A 19,874-nucleotide genomic window follows, 5' to 3' on the forward strand; every position below is an offset into this window, starting at 1 on the left:
ATTTTATAATTAAAAGCTGTAATTTCCTGGCACTCCATCCAGGTACTCTTTGTCTCGAAGTCTATTTAGATCAAGTGAGTTGTAATACTCGCTCTCCCTCAAAACCCTCTTATGTCTGTAAAAGGTAGCTATCGGCATACCAATCTTATCTGCCAGCTCCTGATCCTTCATGGTTTGCATCATAAGAACAATGTCAGAATACTTGTAAAGCTCATACTTGCCCTTCTTGCATTCTTCTTGATTCCATACAGACTTTTTTCTTCTGCCGGCATTTCTGTCTTTGGTTCGAATGTATCCTTCCGGATAAATTGACAAGGACAATTCTCCCTCCTCAACATTAAGCCGTATACCGACCGCTGCAAGGGCTTCCTTCATCTTTTCAAGGTTCTGTGCGTTCATATCAGCAGCATATCCCTCTGATACAACTTTATAGTGAAGCCGACAGTTTCCGTATTCTTTTTTTGCTTTCTGTTCCGCTTCATATCGATCCATTTTAAAGTGCGCCTCCTATCAAAAATACCTTTTCTATCATTATATCACCTTATACGATAGTAGTCTATCAAATTTTATTTCAATAGTTTTATATTATTTTATTATTATATTATTTTATTATAATAATATATTATTATTTTTATATCATAATTGATTTTGAAATTTTTATAATATAATAATAAAAAAAATACGGTGCTTATAAAATGGCTAGAATCAGTATTTTGGGCAATCAAAAGGGCAGTGTCGGAAAGGTTATAACAACTCACATCGTTATCGCTACTCTAAATTCCTACCAAGACTTTGTAGGTTAGTAGTTAGTAGTATATCATATTTTATATCAATAGTTTTATATTATTTTATTATTATATTATTTTAATATTTTATTATTATAATAATATAATATTATAATATGTTATTATTTTATATCATAATTAATTTTGATATTTTTATAATATAATAATAAAAAAATACGGTGCTTATAAAATGGCTAGAATCAGTATTTTGGGCAATCAAAAGGGCAGTGTCGGAAAGGTTATAACAACTCACATCGTTATCGCTACTCTAAATTCCTACCAAGACTTTGTAGGTTAGTAGTTAGTAGTATATCATATTTTATATCAATAGTTTTATATTATTTTATTATTATATTATTTTAATATTTTATTATTATAATAATATAATATTATAATATGTTATTATTTTATATCATAATTAATTTTGATATTTTTATAATATAATAATAAAAAAATACGGTGCTTATAAAATGGCTAGAATCAGTATTTTGGGCAATCAAAAGGGCAGTGTCGGAAAGGTTATAACAACTCACATCGTTATCGCTACTCTAAATTCCTACCAAGACTTTGTAGGTTAGTAGTTAGTAGTATATCATATTTTATATCAATAGTTTTATATTATTTTATTATTATATTATTTTAATATTTTATTATTATAATAATATAATATTATAATATGTTATTATTTTTATATCACAATTAATTTTGATTGACAAACATTAAAAAATATTGTATTATTATAATAAAATAATATATTATTATTTTTATATCATAATTGATTTTGATATTTTTGTAATATAATAATAAAAATATGTATGGAGGGCTTTAAAATGGCTAAAATCATTACTTTTGCCAATCAAAAGGGCGGTGTCGGAAAGACTACAACAGCTCACATTGTATCTATTGGTATTGCCAAAAAAGGATATAAAGTACTTGCTTGCGACCTAGATCCCCAGGCAAATCTCACATCCGTTCTTGGCATAGATCCTGATAGTGATATTGTATCAATTTACGATTTATTTGAAGGAAATTGTGATATTTCTGATGCAATCGTAACAACTGATGCCGGAGTAGATTTATTAGTCGGTTCCTTAATGCTTTCCGGTGCAGACAGAAAATATTCTGCTACCGGTGATGAATACAAACTCAAGGAAGCACTTGATAGTATCAAAGGCAATTACGATTATATTATTATTGATACACCTCCAGCTCTTGGTGTAATGAGTCTTAACGGACTTGCCACAACAGATTATCTTGCTGTCGTAATGACACCGGACTACTTCTCTGGAAAAGGCTTAAAACAGTTCCAGCAAACCGTAGAGACCACTAAAAAATATTTGAGCAATCCGAACCTTAAAATCAACGGACTGCTTCTTACAAGATGCGACAGAACCAACCTCTCATCCATCATCAATGATGATATGAAGGAAGTGGCAGCTTCTCTCAACAGTAAGATTTACAACTCTAAAATTCGCCAGGGTGTTGCTATCAGAGAAAGTCAATATCTCGAAAGCTCGCTCTTTGATATGAAAGATACAGCCGTATTAGATGATTATAATGATTTTATTGATGAACTCTTAAAGGAGGTATAGCTTATGACAAAGGAAGAACTCGCAAAAAAAAAGGGGATCCAAATAAAGGAAACCACACAGACCGCAGCAGAAGCCCTCATAACCACTACAACAAACCAAGAACCTGAAGTTAAGGCCGAGCCTAAAAAGACCGAAGAAAAGCCCAATACAAAGGTTACACCCCCTAAGGCACCTACCAAGATAAAAACTCCTAATGCTGGCAGACCCAAAGGAAAACCAAGTACAAAGATTTCTCTTAATGTTCCGGATGAATACCTTGAGATAGTGAATATTGCAGCCGGTGTCAATTACAAGGGAAATACAAGTAGTTATATCGTTTCCCTTATTGAAAAAGACATTGAAGCAAATGGAACGATATATCAGCAAATTAAAGATTTGACAACGTAAAGGGGAGTCGGACGTCAACTACCCACGACCTAAAGGTCATGGGTAGTTGACTTATTCGTATGCCTACAGTTCTGCGATGGTCTTTGTATTGACACTCCCTTTCCATACAGATTCACGCGGTGAGTAAAAAAAGAGGGCGGTTGCCCGTCCCCTTTTCAATCGTCATAATGTCCTTTGCATGAAACAATATAGATTATCTCGTCTTTCTCATAGTAAACAATTCTGTTGGTATCATCAATGCGCCTGCTCCACATACCACTTAGATTTTCCTTTAGCGGTTCGGGTTTCCCGATACCCTCAAAAGTGCTTCTCTGAATATCCTTGATAAGTCCGTTAATTCTTTTCAGCGTTTTCTTATCCTGCGTCTGCCAGTACAAATAATCGCTCCATGCTCTATCTTCCCATAGCAACCTCATTAGTCTACCTCTATCAAGTCATGCTCTGCGAAGTGAGCTTTGCCGTCCTTAATATCACGCACGATATTCTCCAAATAACGGATATTACTCTCAGAATAAAACGGGTCTACCGATACCTCAAAAGGAATACGCTTTTCTCTGCCTACTTTTTTAGCAAACACAGTGAACGCCGCACTCATGGAAAGACCTAATTCAGAACACGCTTGTTCCATGCTCTTTTTTACATCTGCGTCCAGTTTGAAATTAACATTAACTGCCTGTGACATATACAACACTCCTTTCTTGCTTATAGTATATGCAATAGCAAAGAAAAAGTCAAGAATATTTCTTTAATTTTTCTTTATCTTCATAGTGTACCCATATTTTATGTATTCATACAGCTTGACACTCCACACGACTTTAGTCGTGTGGAGTGTCAAATCATCGAGAAAGGCCACAGCAACTGAAAAAGCAGGCTATAAAAGGAGTTTAGAGCGATAAAAATGTGGTCGAGTTCTTCAAAAATCAGTCTGCCAGAGTGGGTATTCCATATCAGACCTTGATTAACTTGTATTTGCGTGATTGTGTGATAAATGATCGCCATTTAGAGATGGCATGTAAGTAACAGACAGGGAGCGAGAACGGAGTCAAGGGAACCGTGGAATACCACTGTGTTTCATCGTCCGTCAAGGGGTTAAGGGGTGGGGATTTGCGAAGTAAATACTACCCCGTCCATTGACACCCTCCCAGACGCAATTAAATGCCATTTAAAGCCGCTTTGGCTAATTCATGCTAATTGAAATATGTTGATGGTATTAAAATTGATTTTAGGGAATTTTGGAGTGTTTGAGAGGGTATTTGTTGTTGAAGTTTCCCTGTTTCTTCCTTGATTGCTCCCCGAAGGGGCTTGACCTAGTGGTGCCCGTAGCGTAGCGGAGGGCAGGCCGGGAGCAGCGGGAACCCATGGGGCGGCGGGCTGGCCCGGCCAACGAATGGTAGAGAGTGTTTTTCTGTTTAGGAATATTTTTTGCATGAGAATGTTAACAAATATTACGGCAGTTTTTGTAAGATTGTATATATAGAAAGAAAGAATAAAAGATAGAAGATAGAATATACTAATGCTCAAAAGGTTGCATAATCCTTATAAATACAGGGATTTTTTAGTATTTATCTTTGCATAAAAATAGACTAAGAAAAATTCTTAATATCCTAGATTTTAGACTTACTATTTATTAAGATTACATTATTTTTAGACTAATTATTATAAATATCCTTAATTTTAGACTACCAAATTTACACAAAAGAGGGCGCAGAACCTTTTTAGCTTTCTGCGCCCTCCCTTAAATACAATTATTTATAGCCCATATTCCATTTTATACTATTGCTTCAATCATTTCAAATCTTAACACAGCTTTTTTGCAACGTCAATTAGGCTTGTCATTTATATGCAAACCTATCTTAACCGATCCAATTTAATCCCAATGCAGCTCGTACCAGCTTATGTATATACTTACTATTCAGTTCTTTAGTCCTGCTTTGGACACTAAGCCGAATACACTCATCCACGATTTTAAAAATACTTTTTCCTTCTTCTCTCTCTTCGGCCTCCTTCCGGTATTGCTTCATTAGGGTGATAATATCCTTCACCGCTGACGGAGCAGCCTCCTTAATTTTGGCTCGCCGGCAGCTTACTCCAACCAAATACCCCATATATTTATCCGTTTCAGATACTTCCATCCTATCATTAAATACAGTTCTAAGATAAGATATGAAATATTTTCCGTTTTTAATTCCTATCGAAAAAAACTTCTTCAGAGTATGAAGATAGCCACGCAATACCCTTTTAGTCACACCCAGAAGTTTTGTATAGGTTTCATAAAACTTCCCAGTGCCGATCTGATAACTTCCCGATGAACTATGGGTGATCTTCATAAAATGCAGCAATAACAACTTCTCTTGCGCTTTTAACTGATGGAATTTGTGAGTATGAAATATTTTTCTGGACACATTAATGTATCCTTCCCGATATGATTCAGGATAGGAAAAATCATTGTCTAGTATTTTTATATCATAGTCGCTATCTAATTCATTTCTCTTATATGTAATAAATCCTTTGCGCTTCAGGGAGCGTAACACCGAATAAAATGTTTGCTTACACATATCCGTGTTTTTGCATATATCTCGATAATAAATGCCTTTAATAAATCCAACATCATCCTGATATTGGGCGATCTCCATAAGAAAATCAATTTCTTTATTGGTCAGCCTATTGTGACACTGGTTGTCCAAAATCTTTTTTAGCAGTGAATACTTAATTTTCATGGATCGCCCTCCTTTCTGAATAATTTTTGAATTTGTATCGTATAAAAAACCCCAAAAAAGCCTGAATACATCAAGTATCCAGGCTCATCCTTTACTGAAATTAATCTATTTCCATATTGACAAATCTGTTCTGCTCTGTTATCATCTAGTCAGTAGCATACAAATGTGCTAAACGGTTAAAAGATTCAGTATTGTTGGTGAATACTTGAGTTGCTTCTTACCGTTTGCGATGCGGTAAAGAAGAACCGAATCATGGAGAAGTATCTCTGAGCTGGGTGAGCCTGGAAAGCGTCCAGCGAGGGGGACTTCTCTTTTTCTTTATAAAATTATATTTCGAACAAACAGTGCGGATATCTTTCTTTATTGCTTCTTTCTGTTTTGTTTCATCCACAACTCTTAGCCTTAATTCTACCAATATCTAGCATAATTGTCAAATATTTTTTAATCTTTATCCTGAAATCTTGATTATTTATTCTATTTAATTTTAAGTAATTTCTTATTTTCTATTTACCGTTCACTCCCCCCTTCCCATTTTACCTGTTAAACTTGGTTTTGAGAGTTTTCCCCTATCTCTATCTTTGAAGTTTACAGAATCGCTTTGTGTTACTGGCGAAACTAAACTGGCCCCTCTAATTGACGGCCTGGATGGCTTTTCTGCCATTCTGCTCCCTTCCGCTTCCTTTCGTATCAACGGCGCTTCTTTTCTCTCCATCTTTCTTGTCGTAGATGCAGGGTTTCCAGCCATACGAACCCTTTCAGGCTGCTCTGTTCCAGTTTCTGTCCTAATGCTGTCAGCTGCACTTGTCCGCAACGGCCGGCTCACTTTGGTTTCCTTAGAGTGCATCAATGGTCTTTCGTAGGCCCCATCTACACTTGGGTTATAAGCAATCGGACGCTTTAATTCTTTTCCTACTGGTGGTTCCATGGTCTGTGTGCCTGCTGGGCTTAAAAGCTCTGCTGCCTGCCCATTTATACTTCTTCCTGTGGGTTCTGCCATCCGATTCTTTCTGGCGTCAGCTGGAGCGGTTAAAACGCTCCCTTCAGTCAATGTGCCTTTCGGAATGCTTTTTATCGTTGAATTTGCAGTTTGCTCCGTTTCTCGTCTTTTATCTGCTGCTAACGCATGTGCCTGATTCCTCGTCCTTTCCATCGTTCCAATCTTTTTCATGTCAGCTTCTGGAACATAAGAAGTCAACCTTCCAGCTGGGTATTTCTTTCTTATGCGCGCCTCATCTCCGGCTTTTAAGGGCTGCCGCGGTTCTGCAGCGCTCCAAAGGGCTTGCCAATTATCTGTAACCTCTCTGGGGGCATAATAGCTGATTCCTTTAATTCCAGTTCCGGTCATTTCTCCAGATCGCGTAAGAGCTGGAGTTGTCTGGTATTGTGGATCTCTCATCGGTGGTAACGAGGTAGTGGATGGACGTTCCAGCTTGGTTCTATCCTGTCTGTTATAGCTCTTATAGCTCCTATAACCTCCCACATCCCTTATGTCATAGGAACGGTTTCTTTTCCACTTAAAAGCCCTCCTTGTTGCCATGCGCTCCCCTTGTCTCATGCTGCGATCCATCATCGCATAGGGGGTGGATAAATTACGGATTTTATATTTAAGTTGTCTGGTATTGCCTAGCGTAGTGGTTGTCATTGACAGCATTTTAAGAATTTCATGGCGGAAGTAGTATAAGCCTATCCCTATGGCATTTTGCAGAACAAGCGCAACATACCATCCAATGGTTTTTCCTAATTCGTGTACCATACGATCCATCATGATCATAATTCCCATCAAAAAGGTAATAATCAATATCCCTATCTGTGTTTCCAATATTTTCTTACACCATGTCCCGATTACCGCCATATCATAACCTGGAATGAGTGACATAATTAAAAGCACAGGTGCCAGTATGATTAATAAGATTGTAAACAGCTGGAATAGCATTGACATAACCGCTACTAAAATATAGATAACGCATTTTACCAACATTGTTAACAATATGATAATCCCATTGGCTATCCGTTTGCCTACCAGCGCCTTTGAAAACGCGTTTGGGTGGTTCTCTCTTATTTCCTTTATTTTTTCTTCCCTAGCATCGCTGTCTGTCTCGGAAAGGAAAAATTCTACATCATCCTCACTGTAATTATAGTTCTCGAACTCCAGAGCTTTCCAGGGCTCATGTACCAGGGATACCCATAATACTCCTGCTGCTGTTGATGCATAGTCATTCGTTTCACTTCCTACATCTGCCCCGCTTACACCGGTCATAATGGCGATAGCCAGATCCTTTGTAATATTGCTGGTATAACTCATAACGGTTGCTGAATCATGGACGATCAGGATGGACAGTACGAAAACAAAGATTACCTTTCCAAATTGTCCTAATAAGCCGGTAAAATCCCGGCGCGCGAATCGCATAACAGCGAGGGCAAACGCTCCTACAAGGGCTAACTCAAAAACAGGCAAAAATACATTCGTTCGTAAAGAGTCCTGCATATTATTAATAGCCGGAGACAACAGGGCCGCAATATCAAAATCCAGTGCGTAATAAAAAACTGCAGTGGCTGCCCGTGCAATAAATACGATACACCAAAGCACCATATTGGATAGAGTATTTAGTATTTCATAGCCCTGCTCCAGGATTCCAAGCTTTTCTACATCCAACTGGTAGTTATGACGGTACTTACTTCCTGCGTATTTCCCATCATCTTCTAAATTGTCAAACTGATCGGTTATTCCAAAGTCAGAAGCATATGCTGTTATGTTAAACTGTAATTCTGAAACACCTGTCATAATAAATAAACAGGCAAACAGTAAGAACCACATTTTTCTTACCTTGCATATTAAGCTCATCGTTATCTCTCCTGCTTAAATGACCAAAAATGTAAGTCTCTGCTATATATCATTGTAATTATTCTTCCATCTTCACACTGAACTTGGAATGATGTTTCCGCTCCATCGGTCTTAACGGATCCATCAATGCAATATAACTCTGTTGCGTTGATGCCGTTCTCATCCAGGTATTGCTGTGTATCATCGGCCAGCCTGGCTAATGCGTTCACAGGCAGCGCATTTCTAACATCAATAGTATTTTCCGTATTGACAAAATAGCATCTTGGTAGCTCCCCCCATGGAGAATAACCATCTGGCTCTAATTGTTCATCTGATATACTTTCTTCTGGAAATTGAAAGATGGTAGTTTCTTCTATGTCCTCTGTTACAGCCTCCAGGCTCATTTGGGGGGCTCCTTTTTCCTGCTTCTCATATGCGCCTACGCTGCTTTGAGTCTGCTCTCCGGATTCTCTTTCAGCCATGTGCCTACTTTCCCACCGGCTCCACACAAGACCCACTGAAATCAAAACCAGGATGGCGCATAAGATTAATATAACCTTGTAGATTGCTCCATACTTCACACTTCCCGCCTCCTTAATTCCTAAAACTCCAAAAATTGTTGCTTTCCCTAAGTATAAGCTCTGGAGTAAAGGACCGATTCAGAATGTTTTTAGAGGAATTGTCATTGGGATCATTGACCAATATCTCCCCCGTTTCCGTCAATCCTCTCAATACGATCAAATGTCGGTTTTTCGTAAATGTACCAGCGCTAACGCTTGCAATCACAGGATGCCCTTCTGACAGCTCCTGCATGGCGCCAGATATGCTGCGCCCTAAATTGGTGCATGTAAGTCCCCAATGATCCGCAGTTGCTGTGTAGATTCCCCAGCTTTGTCCAGCAGGCGGGTTATAAAACCGGTTTCCTGTCCATTTCACAATATCAGAGGGCAACACGCTGCGATCCAACAGATAGCTAAAAACCATTGCCAGGGATGTTACAGAACACCCGGAGGTAGCTATCGTTCCTCCCCCAAAGGGAATCGATCTCCAGGGTTCCTGATACTGTAAATATCTTGGTATTTCCATTCCGTTTGGGGGATACTCCAGATCTCCCATCATAAAGTCACCCAAGATTCCCCCAGCTTCCCCATATTCTCCTAAGCAATCTTTATATAGTTCAGCCAGATAATGAGCCTCATCCAAGGCCAGCATTTCCTTCCTGGTTTCTTCATCAAACGAATAATATGTATCAAGCACTATCTCCAGGCTTTCATATGGCTGAGTGGTAATGCGGTATCTATTTCCATTTTTCCGTTGGATTGCCCCGATCACCTGATAGGCGTCTTTACAATCTGCCGGCAATCCAAAATATTCTAGGATAGCGTCTGCTCCAAAAGCATACTCTGTATGATCATAATCCCAGGAAGTCTCTTCATCCTTATTTCTGGTTTCACTGTATACATCAATCGTTACTTTTAAACAGTTCAGACTTGTATATAACAAGTTCTGTTCTTCCATTTGGGTTTTGCTTATATCGGCCATATACATATCAATTAACATCACCCAATCCCAATTTACTCCTAATTGGCTGCATACCTGATATTTCTTCGCTTCTTCCTCATCCTGCGGTACAACCTGAGATGTTCCGCTTACCAACCCCCCTACTAAAAGTGCCATTAAAAGAACGGGAAACATCATAGAAGCTGCTGCTATCAGTAACTTTTTCTTTAGCTTTCCGTTATTCTTTTTCATAAAATTTCTTTCTCAAATAAATCATCCTCTGAAAACTCAAAATCCATTGTTTCTAAAAATTCCGGTTGTTCTTCTGGAAGCCAGGATTCCTCCTCTGATCCATCCGTTTCTGGTTCCAATCGTTCGGTTTCCTGATTCTCCATTCCATCGTCCAGCTGCTGCGGCTCTTCGGGAGCCTCTTTCGGAGTAGTTGAGAACACATCGTCCAAATCCTGGAAAACAGGATCAAATGTTAATACTCCCACCCGGTTATATAAATCTTTGAATAAACATTGACCAGAACCTAACGTTTGGATCACTGCCATATTCTCCGGCGTTATTTCCAGTCCCAGATATTCCAGAAGTCTTTTAGCTTCTTCTAAATTATTGCTGGAGCGGAAAACAAATTTATAGGTAATCGAGTTTCTAATGCCCTCTGTTGGAAGATCCTTTGTGGAATGTCCGTTGTATATAATGCAGGTATAAAGCGAACGCCCCATCCTGGATATAAATTCTTCCATGCTTCTTCCCTCTTTTGTGGCGGATATGGCCCAGCTCTCGTCAATTAATACCCCCTTTGGCACAGTACGTTTCACCAGCGCGAACTTGCGGACAAAAGCCGAAATTACCCCAAATATGACCATAGACATTACTTGATCCCTTGTATACTCGTTTTTTGGCGTTTCTGGAGACGGCATTTTCAAATTCTGAAGCAGAATAATGTTTAAGCGATTCTCCAGCTTAATTGCATCCTCTGTCCCTTCCCCTATTAGTAAACCTCCCATGCCGTTGCCACGGTACAGCCTAATTCTTCTTGCCAGGTTTTTAGCCGGCTCATGCAAATGATCAGATTCAGGAATTTTCTCCAGCATGGATGCTAACCCTAACATACATGGCTTGTCCTGCATCTGCTCCATTCGCTTTTGCGCCTCTAAAATGGCTAAGTATTCCTCACCTTGCGGATCCAGTCCAAATAGATCGCTTAACACATTCAGCGTAAGTTCATGCGCTTCTCTTATATCATCTGGATATATGTTATAGGGATCCAGCTTTCCCCGATCTTCCATAGACGCCCCCAATGTAACCGTGCTTATTAAGCCGCGAAATACAATCAGTGCTTTTTCCCAATGTGAACGCTCGCCTTTCGGATCAAGAATCAGCCCATATCCCCCATATAACACCATTTGATAGATTATTATATTTGCATTATAGGATTTTCCGGTTCCTAAGTCTCCAAAAAGGGTAGCTGCCGGGGACATATTTAATAGGCAGGCCAATTCCGGCGAAAAATAAGCCGGCTTTTCCTCTTTTCCTATTGTGCCTATATACCCTCCTCGGTTATCTCCCAGTTCTCTTGTTACCCCTACGATTCCCGACGCAAGGGTAATCGGCGTAAGTCTAAGCACAAAATCTTTGATGAGCAATCGGACAGACGGCATAAAGGACATATACAGACGTAACTGATCGCCCAATGGACGTTCAATTACAATATTCATCGCATCATAAATTTCCTTAACCATGCTGCATCTTTTTTCCAGCTTATCCTTGTCCGAATCAGCAAGACAAATTGTAATGCTGCTTTCTAAAAGAGGGGAACGATCTTCTTTTAGTTCCTGCTCCATCAAGTCCGCATAGCTTCTTGAATCTAATAAATCCTCTGGAATATCATCACATGCTTGTTCCACATGCTCAATCTGGCTTTTGATTTCTCTTTTTTTTAACTCTAATTGATGCAAGGCGGATTTATGAGGAACAGCTCTTATGTGGATGCATACCTCAGCCTGCATGTTTTGCCGCTGCAGCTCATAAATCCATTCCCTCCCTGGAAACTCATTCTGTTCTGGAAGCCATACAATCGGCAAAAAGGTCTGGTAAGAAGTCGAAAATCCAGTCGTTACCTTTAAATTCCTTCCGAACGTTTCTAAACTGCCTGATAATAAATTCACTGTATCTTTATGGTACGGTCGAACAATCTTTTCTTTATTCGCGATCACCAGCTCATCCTTCTCCGGCTCATATACATTTTTAGAAATGGACTGATAGAACATTTTAGCTGATATACCTGTGCCTCTGTATGCCATACGCCGAAATAGCCACTGTGTTTCTTCCGTTATAGTCGCTTCCATTTTCATCTTGTATTGATTATCTTCCAGCCATCTATTGGCCATCTTTTTATATGCATCAATTTTACTGGATAATATATCCTTTGTATCTAAGTTCATGTGTACATTGATTGTATTGATAGGGTCCTTTATAAAATACTTTACACATTCACTGATTTTATCAACCGTCTCGTATTCAGCAGCTTCACTTAATTTAACTATAAAATACGTTGCATAATCATTGACGCGGCCAGACTGTTCCATCTTTTCCTTTAAGTAGGCTTCTGTCAAATCGATCTGTCTCGTTGCGCTCTCATACAGTATATCCTTGTGACTAAGACGGTTCTTTAAATTTTTAAAGTGCTCTTTCTCGTCCTTTTCAATCGGTATGACTAAAATCTGAGCATAGCTCATGATGCCGCTGTATACTCTCGCTAACTGAACTAATTTATTCACCTTACCCTGCGTACTTAAATAATCATAATTAAACCCATGCAGGCGATACACCGCCCAACAGCTTTTATCTGCGTTAAAAACCAAATTATCAATATAATAATCAATCGGACACTGATACATACCTTATCCTCCCGTTCCTTCGCTGCAATTCCACGAAATTTTTATAGTGTGGCTTTTGGAGGCTATAAGATGGAAGCGCTCCATAACCTTTCCCTGTTCCCAAGCAAGAAATCTGATAATGCCTATACTATACCGTATCGGATTTTTACCATCCAGCTTCTTTGTAAGCAGGAATCTTGACACTAAAAAAGGAAGAATCATAGAGCGGATTACTACCGGGACATTATGAACTCCCGGCAGCACGCCAAATATCATGTTAAACACCGCCCAGGTGAGGACAAAATACAGTACTTGCCATGGATCAATGGGTACTGGCAACACCAAATTCTGTATGGTATATATCTTTTTTTCTACCTTCCATACCTTACTATAGCTATAGATCGTAATTTTTTTCTGCTTATTTTCTTCCATATCAGCCACCAAATATCTTACTGCCTAATGCCGTCCCTATTTCTGTTACTTTTTCCGGATTCTTACAAAGGTAGGCCAACAGCCCTCCGATTAATATAGTCACTATCATCGTGCCGGTAGCATGCTTCATCCAGGCTGAAATCGCCACACCGATTGCGATAATCACTACGATCCAAAATGCCTGATCTAAGCCCCATTTAGCCGCATTTTCCGCATAATTCGCCGCATAGGCAACCATCGTCATAGAAAAGATAATTTGAATCATGAACCATACTTTCAGTACCTTCCTTACCTTTAACGTCTCTAAAAGATTTCTTCCTATCATATTTTTTCTCTCCCATCCGTTTAATTTTTAAACTATATTCATGTCCTTAACATAAAACTTATCATTGCTCTGCATCAGAGTTAAGGTATATTCCTGGCCTATCTCCTCGTCATTGATTGGGTCTACAATTCGTACTGTCAAAATACAGGTTATCATTGCAGTATTTTCTTCCTGATAGGTTTTGATCGACTCAATTTTTTTAAGCTTATACCTGTTTTGTATCGCAATAAATTTATTTTTATCTGCATCCTGCGTCAGCAGATAATTAATCATGGATTGATCCTGGCTATAATATGCTTCCAGGAAATTCTTTACCGATGGTTCGATTATGCTGCTGTCAATCTCATTTCCTGATACAGTTTGGGAAGTGCTATATGTATTGTCCTGTCTTACGTCCTGCATAAATACAGGCAACGCAGCCACACAATAGCCTGTCTGAGTAGAAGCCACTGGCACTTTGAGTGTACACCCTGCATAAGTAACCCCCTCCTCTCCTTTGTCATATTCAATTTCCGCTTTTATGTACACATTGTAAATATCCCCTCCCTTTTTATCATTTTCCATGCGGTATGCGTTCACGTAATTAGCTTTAGCCGTACTGTGAAACGTATATAGCTTTCCTGTGTTGTATATCCGCCTGGTCACATATGGAGCGATTCTGCTTTTAAAATCCTGTTCCCCTCCTTTTTCATAACTCAGATATTCTTTCGCAAAATCCTGCGCGAAATCCATTATCTCGTTTGGGGTATTTCCTGTTTCCTCCTGTTCTGCTTTAAATTCTGTAATAATCTGTCTCAGCTCTGACGCTTCTTGAGGCTTTACAATCTGATACAACCCACGGCCAAAGACAAACAGCAGCAGCATCCAGAAGAGAGCCCGGAACACCTTCATAAATCTGTTTTTTCTCAAAACATAACTATCATCCTTTGGTTTTCTTCCCTTTCTATCCCATTTAGGCGTCTTGTGGTCCTCTTTTTCAGTTTTTTCCTCTTGTTCCCTTCCCCTATTGTGTAGCGCATCCTCCTTTTTGCCTAATTTTCTCTTAACCTCCGTTTCACCTCTTTTTTTCTTAAACAGGTTCATTGATCCACACTCCATTCTATTTCTTCCTCTCCAAAGGAAAAATCATAATCCTCATAACTGACCTCCTTAACCGCCGGATCTGGCTTCTGGCTTTGGGATACTATGGTACAGCCTTGCCTCCCTCCGTCCTGAACATAGAAAGAAGCCGGGTTTTCTATTAGCATCTCACCTTTTGTTCTTCCTTCTACCGGGTGCAGCATCGTTTCATCATCAAAATAGTATGCTTGAAATTCCAGTAATTCGTTTCCCATCAAATACAGGAACCTGCCTTTGATATCTGGTAAAGCTGTAGCTGCTGTTGTGTTTAAAACAATTTCAGAAGCCGCTTTATCCGCGAATCTGCCGCACATACGAACGGGTATGTTATTTTTTATCTGGCCTGTCAAAACATTCGCGTCTGGACGCTGAACTCCCAAAAACAAGTTAATTCCGGTTGCCCTGGATAATCTGGCCAACGTTGAAATATACCCCTCCAACCGTTCATATATTTCACGCTCCTTTGAGGGTACTCCCTTTTTGTCTAGCATTTCTGCTATTTCATCACAAAAAACCCCGATTCTGGACAAATTCCTTCCGGTCTTTCGGTTATACTCCGGTAAGTTCTTTGCCCTGGTCTGCCGGAATAAAGCAAGCCTTGCCGCATTTTCTTTACATAGCATTTCTAATACTTCCGCTGCCCGTTCTCTGTCAGTTATTACTTCTCCATATTCTTCATAATCCAGCCCAAACTCCACACCCCCTTTAAAATCAATCATATATACCTGAGCACCTTGGTTAACCAACTGCCATAAACAACAACGCAGTATAACGGACTTTCCAGACCCAGTCTCTCCGGCAGCTAATACATGAGGGGTTCGGTTCAAGTTAAATGATATGGGAGCTAACATCCCTTTCCCTATTACAATTACCCCATCTTCAGCAGCCATATAATCATCGTTCCAAACTAATTTTTCCGGTATCTTGTATTCACTTCCAACTGCCAGCATTTGGATAATCCGCTTACTGCCCTTATTCTCCAGCTTAAGAATGGTACAGTCCAGGGCTGTTTCCAGCTGGAGGATCTTTTTTCTCCACTCTCCAATGCTGATATTGCTTTTAAAGGTATACAAGACACGCTTGTCCCTGTCCTCCTTTTCTCCTAAATACAGGGGGTATTTTCCTGTTTTCTCCCTGAAGCCGATCTCCTTAAATTTCTGGAAGTATTCCGCCTGTTTGATCGTAATGGCACTGCCTATGATCGCAAGACAGATAACCGGGCTACAGAGTAAGACAATGTATATCATATTCCGCATCCAGCTCCCCATCCCAGCCGCCTCCAGCCATTCCATTACCAGCCCTTTTTTCATCCAGGCTACCCCCGCGATTACTATTCCTATCAAAAAAACCGCAAGATTCTTCAGCTTATTCAGGCGTTTTCCCCCATACCATATAGCTATCAGAAATTTGCCTATAAATCTTATTAATCCTTCCGCCATTCCATTGATCAGGCGATCCAATTCACTGTTCGTCATTCACATTCTCCTTAAAAGCCTGTACCAGCAGCCGCTTATCGCTTCCATGGCAAGTAGACAACGTGAGGATCTTGGTCGGAGCTTTCGGCGCTTCTGGGAAGTCCACAATGGATCTCCGGATCATATTATCCAGGTATTCCCCCTGTTCCGCTTCATCTCGGAAAGAATATGTGTACGGCTCTGCATCCTTTTCACTGATTAACTGCACCGAAAAGATTCTATACCGGAAGGTCTTACCGTCCTTTTGCACTTCAATGACAGGATTCTCTTCACAATATTTCTTTTCTAAATAGTTTTTCAATGAGCCGAACATACTTCCATTTTTCATGTTATGCGCAAAAATCACTGTATTGGGATCTACAAAGGCATCCTGCGCTCTCCGAATGAACGGAGTTCCGGCTATACTTTCATTTCCATAAAACCCGGTTTTTAAGTAATCTTTCTTAGATTCCATGACAACCGGATAGTCTATGGCTGTTCCTGGAATCCGGATCCACCCGATGTAATCAGAATTCACCTCTTTTAACCTATCATCCATTAATTCAGGCGCTTGCTCCACTCTTTTTACTTCCTCACTCAAAACCTGATATTCCCTATCTGCCCTTTTATACTTCATCCAGGTATGCGCAAGATGAAACAGTGATAGACAGAAGATAAAAAAAGCAATTAAGAACTGTATCTTTTTTCTCATTCTCATACCCCTATCATGCTATGCAGCTGGTCTATTACTTCTAGAAAGATTATTCCAAGCTCTGTCCTGGGAGCGGCGTATATAAGCGCTATCAACCCTACAGAAGCAAGCGTTAGCAATATCACCTCGCTTACCTTACGGATTATATCGGCTATAACCTCTAGCAGCCTCTTTTTTTTCACTTGTATAATTCCAGGCTCCCGTACCTTATATTTTTTGCGTAGATGTTTCTGCTCCTGAGCAAAGGCCCGCTTCTCAGCAGCCAAAGCCTCCAAACGTTTTTTATACCTCATGTCCTGTACCTAACACATATTCGTAAATATCATTTTCTGTATAGGTAAATGGATCGGGCGTATACATGGCAAAGTATGTATTCTCTTTTTTATCCCCCATAAGCTCTTTTACATCCTTTTGCTCGCTCTGTGCAACAAAGGAGAAGATATAGCTTACATTTAGATAGCCAGGATCTTCTATCACCCGTTCCATATACTCTATTTCATTGGCCTTAGTGCCACCAACAACCACCCGTATATCTTGCTCAAAGTATGCTATTGTATAATCCGGGCTGTCAATGTACCCATAATCCTTCACAAGATAATCATACCTGTGCTGGTTCGCTAAAATGATCTGCTTTCCTGTATACATAGGAATTGAGCGGCACCGTATAACATTATATTTATCAATCGTTACATCTTCGTATATCTCTACCAGGTTCTTTAAATAATCATGTTCTCCCATTTCCACATAGGCCGCGCGATAGCCTAAACCTTGCAAACATAACACGATTTGCAGCGCCTGCGTTGTTGTCCCTATACGCGGCTGGCACCCAATTACTCCAACTGTCCTCAATCGTTCTCTTCCTCCTCTTTTTTCTTGCTGGCAAGTATCTGTAATATGATTACAACCAGCCATATAATTACTATGAGAGCCAACCCTCCCGCTGCTAACGCAATCGGATGAGCCGCCAACCATTGGATAAAAGCGTTCAGTTTATCCCTCAAAGAAAGCTTTACCGTTTGCTCTGTCTTATCTACAGGCTCTCCTAAATCTGTCTCGTCTGCATCAGGAATCGCTTCGTAAATTGCTTCGGTAGCGCTGGCAGGTACAGCGTCCATTAATACTAAGCCCTCATAGACTGCCTTTACATCTGCTATGCGCTTTTCTCCCTGGGCTAATGCCTGCCTGTAGATGATCCCGTTTTCTCCCATCCATGGCTGGCCTGTCCACTCTGCCGATAGGATTCTGTAAAAGTCCGGGCTTACATGAATCAGTTGCAGCAGCTCCTTTTCATAGCCCTTAAAAGGATGTTCCTCCTGATTGGGAATTAATACATCCCCTAACGCAAAGCTATCCGCGTCCGCTGATTCAACCGTGATTAAAAATTGAAATCCGTTTACCCATCTATAATCACTGTATTCGTAGCTTTTCAGGGGAACGGTTACATTCGTAACCGCCCCTGTCAGATGATCCCTGGCTTCTATCACCGCGCTGTCTGGTATTCTGTCAGCCTGCTCTACCGAATCATAGGTTATGGTATCGCTTACTAGTTCCTCTCTTGCCGAAATTTGCGTTTCTATAACCTTATACTCTTTTAGTTTGTATTCCTTTCCTTCATATTGGTACGTAGCTTCCGGCTTTGCAAGCTTCGATTCATCTACTTGCGGTTCTGACTGTACCTTTAAGATCTCTCTTCCCTGTATGCGCTCAATCTCCACCTTATCCGCATTGGACAGCGTTGCTATAGCAGGCTTTTCCTGCGCCGCGTAAGCGGTTTCCGTATATAGATTGCTTACACTCATCACTACGGCAAGCAACAGCAGGCTTAAAAGCGTATCTCTTTTCCGCTTCTTACCCTTCCAGAAATACTTAATTCCTGTGCCTGCCATGGCTGCCATTGACAGGATTAACAGAATCACATATAGCATAATTGGCGTATCATCTCCTGTTCTTGGTGTATTGGGAGATCCAAAGGAAACCATTCCCCTACCTGCCAGTCCAGAGCTATAAGAAGCCATTACCTTTCCTATTTTCTGAATCTTTGAGTTAAACAATGTTGTGGTCCCGGTAATCTCTCCATTTTCCTGTATGCTAAATTCATAGGTGCTTGTTAATTTCTGATAGCCTTTCGGAGCTTCCACCTCCTTTATATGGTACACGCCAATATGAGGCGCTTTAAAGCTTATGGAACCCTCATCATTCGTCATTTCACTGGATACTATGTTATTATCACTATCTAAAATTTCTAAACGCACTCCAGAAATCGGTTTACCCGTCTCAGCATCACGCTTCTTTATGACAACATTTGTATATGGGGTATTGACAATTTCATAATTTCCCTTTATTCCTCCTTCTCCCACTGTAATGTAAAATGTCTCACTGCTTAAATAGTATCCTTCTGGGGCTTTTGTCTCCTTAACCGTATAGGTCCCTGCTTCCGGCTTCTTAATTGTCACTTTCCCATTATGATCAGCTATAGCCGTCTCTAATATGCTTCCATCACTACGGTAAATCTTAAATTCCGCCCCAGGAAGAGCCTTTCCAGCTCCATCCGTCTTTTTAAATGAAATATATTCTGCCTGGGGTGGTTTACCTCCCCCTCCTCCAGAAAGCCGGTTCTCATATTTGAATACCTGGGCTTCGCTGTTATCCTCTGTTATCCTAACCTCCTTATCTTCTCCCTTCCTGTATCCTCCTGGAGCCTCCAGCTCCCGGATCAGGTATGTCCCTTCCTTCAGGCCATAGAATGTCTGTCCCCTTCCTTCCTCGGAAGTCCATTCCCGGATAACCTCCCCGGTTTCCTTACGGATCAGCTGCAGCCTGGCACCGCCCAGAAGGCTTCCTGATGGCCTTGTTTTCTCTATTTCCACAATGGAAGTATAGTTTCGCATCGTTAACTTGGGAATCTCCGTCATTCCATCCGTGATAGTAAACAGGATCGGCTCTGCCAGTACCTTAAACCCGTCAGGAGCTTTGCTCTCAACCAGCCTGTATTCACCTGCCTTTAAATTCTTTGTATAATGGCTCTGCCGGCCTGTCACCCACTCATCTACTGTTTCCCATGTATCTGTACCTGTCCTGCGCTCCATCCGCAGTTCTGCCCCTTCCAACCACTGATCCGTATCTCCTAAGAACTTATCTGTCT

The 19,874-nt window shown here is 40.3% G+C and carries 18 protein-coding genes; 2 read left to right on the forward strand and 16 right to left on the reverse strand.

Annotated features, from left to right (window positions below; all coding sequences use genetic code 11):
* Positions 1-9: 9 nt before the first annotated feature.
* Entirely contained in the window at positions 10-492 is a 483-nt protein-coding gene (locus tag FYJ39_RS18655; RefSeq protein ID WP_154473868.1) for a hypothetical protein, read from the reverse strand.
* Between the two features lie 1,123 nt (positions 493-1,615).
* Between FYJ39_RS18655 and FYJ39_RS18660 the strand changes: the two genes are divergently transcribed.
* Both FYJ39_RS18660 and FYJ39_RS18665 read left to right on the forward strand, forming a co-directional pair.
* Positions 1,616-2,377, forward strand: coding sequence for a ParA family protein (locus FYJ39_RS18660; RefSeq protein WP_195840478.1), 762 nt, complete (start codon positions 1,616-1,618; stop codon positions 2,375-2,377).
* A 3-nt stretch (positions 2,378-2,380) separates the two neighbouring features.
* On the forward strand, positions 2,381-2,764 hold the full coding sequence (locus tag FYJ39_RS18665; RefSeq protein ID WP_154473870.1) for a hypothetical protein: 384 nt from the start codon (positions 2,381-2,383) through the stop codon (positions 2,762-2,764).
* A 155-nt stretch (positions 2,765-2,919) separates the two neighbouring features.
* Here FYJ39_RS18665 and FYJ39_RS18670 read toward each other — a convergent pair whose 3' ends face one another.
* From FYJ39_RS18670 to FYJ39_RS20620, 15 genes are all read right to left on the reverse strand, one after another.
* Positions 2,920-3,180: a Txe/YoeB family addiction module toxin gene (locus FYJ39_RS18670; RefSeq protein WP_012743403.1), complete on the reverse strand. Its 261-nt coding sequence runs from the start codon at positions 3,178-3,180 to the stop codon at positions 2,920-2,922.
* A complete protein-coding gene (locus FYJ39_RS18675; protein ID WP_154473871.1) occupies positions 3,180-3,446 on the reverse strand; it encodes a type II toxin-antitoxin system RelB/DinJ family antitoxin in 267 nt (88 codons plus the stop codon). Before FYJ39_RS18675 ends, FYJ39_RS18670 begins: the two co-directional genes overlap by 1 nt.
* 1,171 nt (positions 3,447-4,617) lie before the next feature.
* Positions 4,618-5,481, reverse strand: a complete 864-nt coding sequence (locus FYJ39_RS18680; RefSeq protein ID WP_154473872.1) for a hypothetical protein — start codon at positions 5,479-5,481, stop codon at positions 4,618-4,620.
* Positions 5,482-5,995: 514 nt separating this feature from the next.
* Positions 5,996-8,323 carry a CD3337/EF1877 family mobilome membrane protein gene (locus tag FYJ39_RS18685; protein ID WP_154473873.1) on the reverse strand — a complete coding sequence of 776 codons (2,328 nt, stop codon included), beginning with the start codon at positions 8,321-8,323 and terminating at the stop codon, positions 5,996-5,998.
* A gap of 2 nt (positions 8,324-8,325) precedes the next feature.
* The gene (locus tag FYJ39_RS18690) at positions 8,326-8,883 is read right to left on the reverse strand and encodes a hypothetical protein (RefSeq protein ID WP_154473874.1); all 558 of its coding nucleotides are present in this window, start codon (positions 8,881-8,883) and stop codon (positions 8,326-8,328) included.
* Positions 8,884-8,896: 13 nt separating this feature from the next.
* Positions 8,897-10,054, reverse strand: coding sequence for a C39 family peptidase (locus FYJ39_RS18695; protein WP_154473875.1), 1,158 nt, complete (start codon positions 10,052-10,054; stop codon positions 8,897-8,899).
* Complete coding sequence (locus FYJ39_RS18700; protein WP_154473876.1) at positions 10,051-12,711, reverse strand: ATP-binding protein; 2,661 nt, start codon at positions 12,709-12,711, stop codon at positions 10,051-10,053. The genes FYJ39_RS18695 and FYJ39_RS18700 overlap by 4 nt, the downstream gene beginning before the upstream one ends.
* 3 nt (positions 12,712-12,714) lie before the next feature.
* Positions 12,715-13,122, reverse strand: coding sequence for a TcpE family conjugal transfer membrane protein (locus FYJ39_RS18705; protein WP_154473877.1), 408 nt, complete (start codon positions 13,120-13,122; stop codon positions 12,715-12,717).
* A gap of 1 nt (position 13,123) precedes the next feature.
* Positions 13,124-13,447: a TcpD family membrane protein gene (locus tag FYJ39_RS18710; protein ID WP_154473878.1), complete on the reverse strand. Its 324-nt coding sequence runs from the start codon at positions 13,445-13,447 to the stop codon at positions 13,124-13,126.
* 27 nt (positions 13,448-13,474) lie between these two features.
* On the reverse strand, positions 13,475-14,545 hold the full coding sequence (locus FYJ39_RS18715; protein WP_235919888.1) for a conjugal transfer protein: 1,071 nt from the start codon (positions 14,543-14,545) through the stop codon (positions 13,475-13,477).
* Positions 14,527-16,041 carry an FtsK/SpoIIIE domain-containing protein gene (locus FYJ39_RS18720; protein WP_154473879.1) on the reverse strand — a complete coding sequence of 505 codons (1,515 nt, stop codon included), beginning with the start codon at positions 16,039-16,041 and terminating at the stop codon, positions 14,527-14,529. The genes FYJ39_RS18715 and FYJ39_RS18720 overlap by 19 nt, the downstream gene beginning before the upstream one ends.
* Positions 16,028-16,732 carry a class B sortase gene (locus FYJ39_RS18725; RefSeq protein ID WP_195840479.1) on the reverse strand — a complete coding sequence of 235 codons (705 nt, stop codon included), beginning with the start codon at positions 16,730-16,732 and terminating at the stop codon, positions 16,028-16,030. Before FYJ39_RS18725 ends, FYJ39_RS18720 begins: the two co-directional genes overlap by 14 nt.
* A gap of 2 nt (positions 16,733-16,734) precedes the next feature.
* Positions 16,735-16,998: a hypothetical protein gene (locus tag FYJ39_RS18730; RefSeq protein WP_235919889.1), complete on the reverse strand. Its 264-nt coding sequence runs from the start codon at positions 16,996-16,998 to the stop codon at positions 16,735-16,737.
* 16 nt (positions 16,999-17,014) lie between these two features.
* Positions 17,015-17,581, reverse strand: coding sequence for a hypothetical protein (locus tag FYJ39_RS18735; protein WP_154473882.1), 567 nt, complete (start codon positions 17,579-17,581; stop codon positions 17,015-17,017).
* Positions 17,578-19,874 (reverse strand): MSCRAMM family protein (locus tag FYJ39_RS20620; protein ID WP_268890688.1); only part of this gene is annotated, 2,297 nt, incomplete at its 5' end. The genes FYJ39_RS18735 and FYJ39_RS20620, both read right to left, overlap by 4 nt.

It is taken from the genome of Clostridium porci (assembly GCF_009696375.1).
Classification (GTDB): Bacteria; Bacillota; Clostridia; order Lachnospirales; family Lachnospiraceae; genus Enterocloster; species Enterocloster porci.

Coding starts and splice junctions, on each gene's coding strand:
- FYJ39_RS18655 (WP_154473868.1), bottom strand. CDS start 492: ATGGATCGATATGAAGCGGAACAGAAAGCAAAAAAAGAATACGGAAAC.
- FYJ39_RS18660 (WP_195840478.1), top strand. CDS start 1,616: ATGGCTAAAATCATTACTTTTGCCAATCAAAAGGGCGGTGTCGGAAAG.
- FYJ39_RS18665 (WP_154473870.1), top strand. CDS start 2,381: ATGACAAAGGAAGAACTCGCAAAAAAAAAGGGGATCCAAATAAAGGAA.
- FYJ39_RS18670 (WP_012743403.1), bottom strand. CDS start 3,180: ATGAGGTTGCTATGGGAAGATAGAGCATGGAGCGATTATTTGTACTGG.
- FYJ39_RS18675 (WP_154473871.1), bottom strand. CDS start 3,446: ATGTCACAGGCAGTTAATGTTAATTTCAAACTGGACGCAGATGTAAAA.
- FYJ39_RS18680 (WP_154473872.1), bottom strand. CDS start 5,481: ATGAAAATTAAGTATTCACTGCTAAAAAAGATTTTGGACAACCAGTGT.
- FYJ39_RS18685 (WP_154473873.1), bottom strand. CDS start 8,323: ATGAGCTTAATATGCAAGGTAAGAAAAATGTGGTTCTTACTGTTTGCC.
- FYJ39_RS18695 (WP_154473875.1), bottom strand. CDS start 10,054: ATGAAAAAGAATAACGGAAAGCTAAAGAAAAAGTTACTGATAGCAGCA.
- FYJ39_RS18700 (WP_154473876.1), bottom strand. CDS start 12,711: ATGTATCAGTGTCCGATTGATTATTATATTGATAATTTGGTTTTTAAC.
- FYJ39_RS18705 (WP_154473877.1), bottom strand. CDS start 13,122: ATGGAAGAAAATAAGCAGAAAAAAATTACGATCTATAGCTATAGTAAG.
- FYJ39_RS18710 (WP_154473878.1), bottom strand. CDS start 13,447: ATGATAGGAAGAAATCTTTTAGAGACGTTAAAGGTAAGGAAGGTACTG.
- FYJ39_RS18715 (WP_235919888.1), bottom strand. CDS start 14,545: ATGGAGTGTGGATCAATGAACCTGTTTAAGAAAAAAAGAGGTGAAACG.
- FYJ39_RS18720 (WP_154473879.1), bottom strand. CDS start 16,041: ATGACGAACAGTGAATTGGATCGCCTGATCAATGGAATGGCGGAAGGA.
- FYJ39_RS18725 (WP_195840479.1), bottom strand. CDS start 16,732: ATGAGAAAAAAGATACAGTTCTTAATTGCTTTTTTTATCTTCTGTCTA.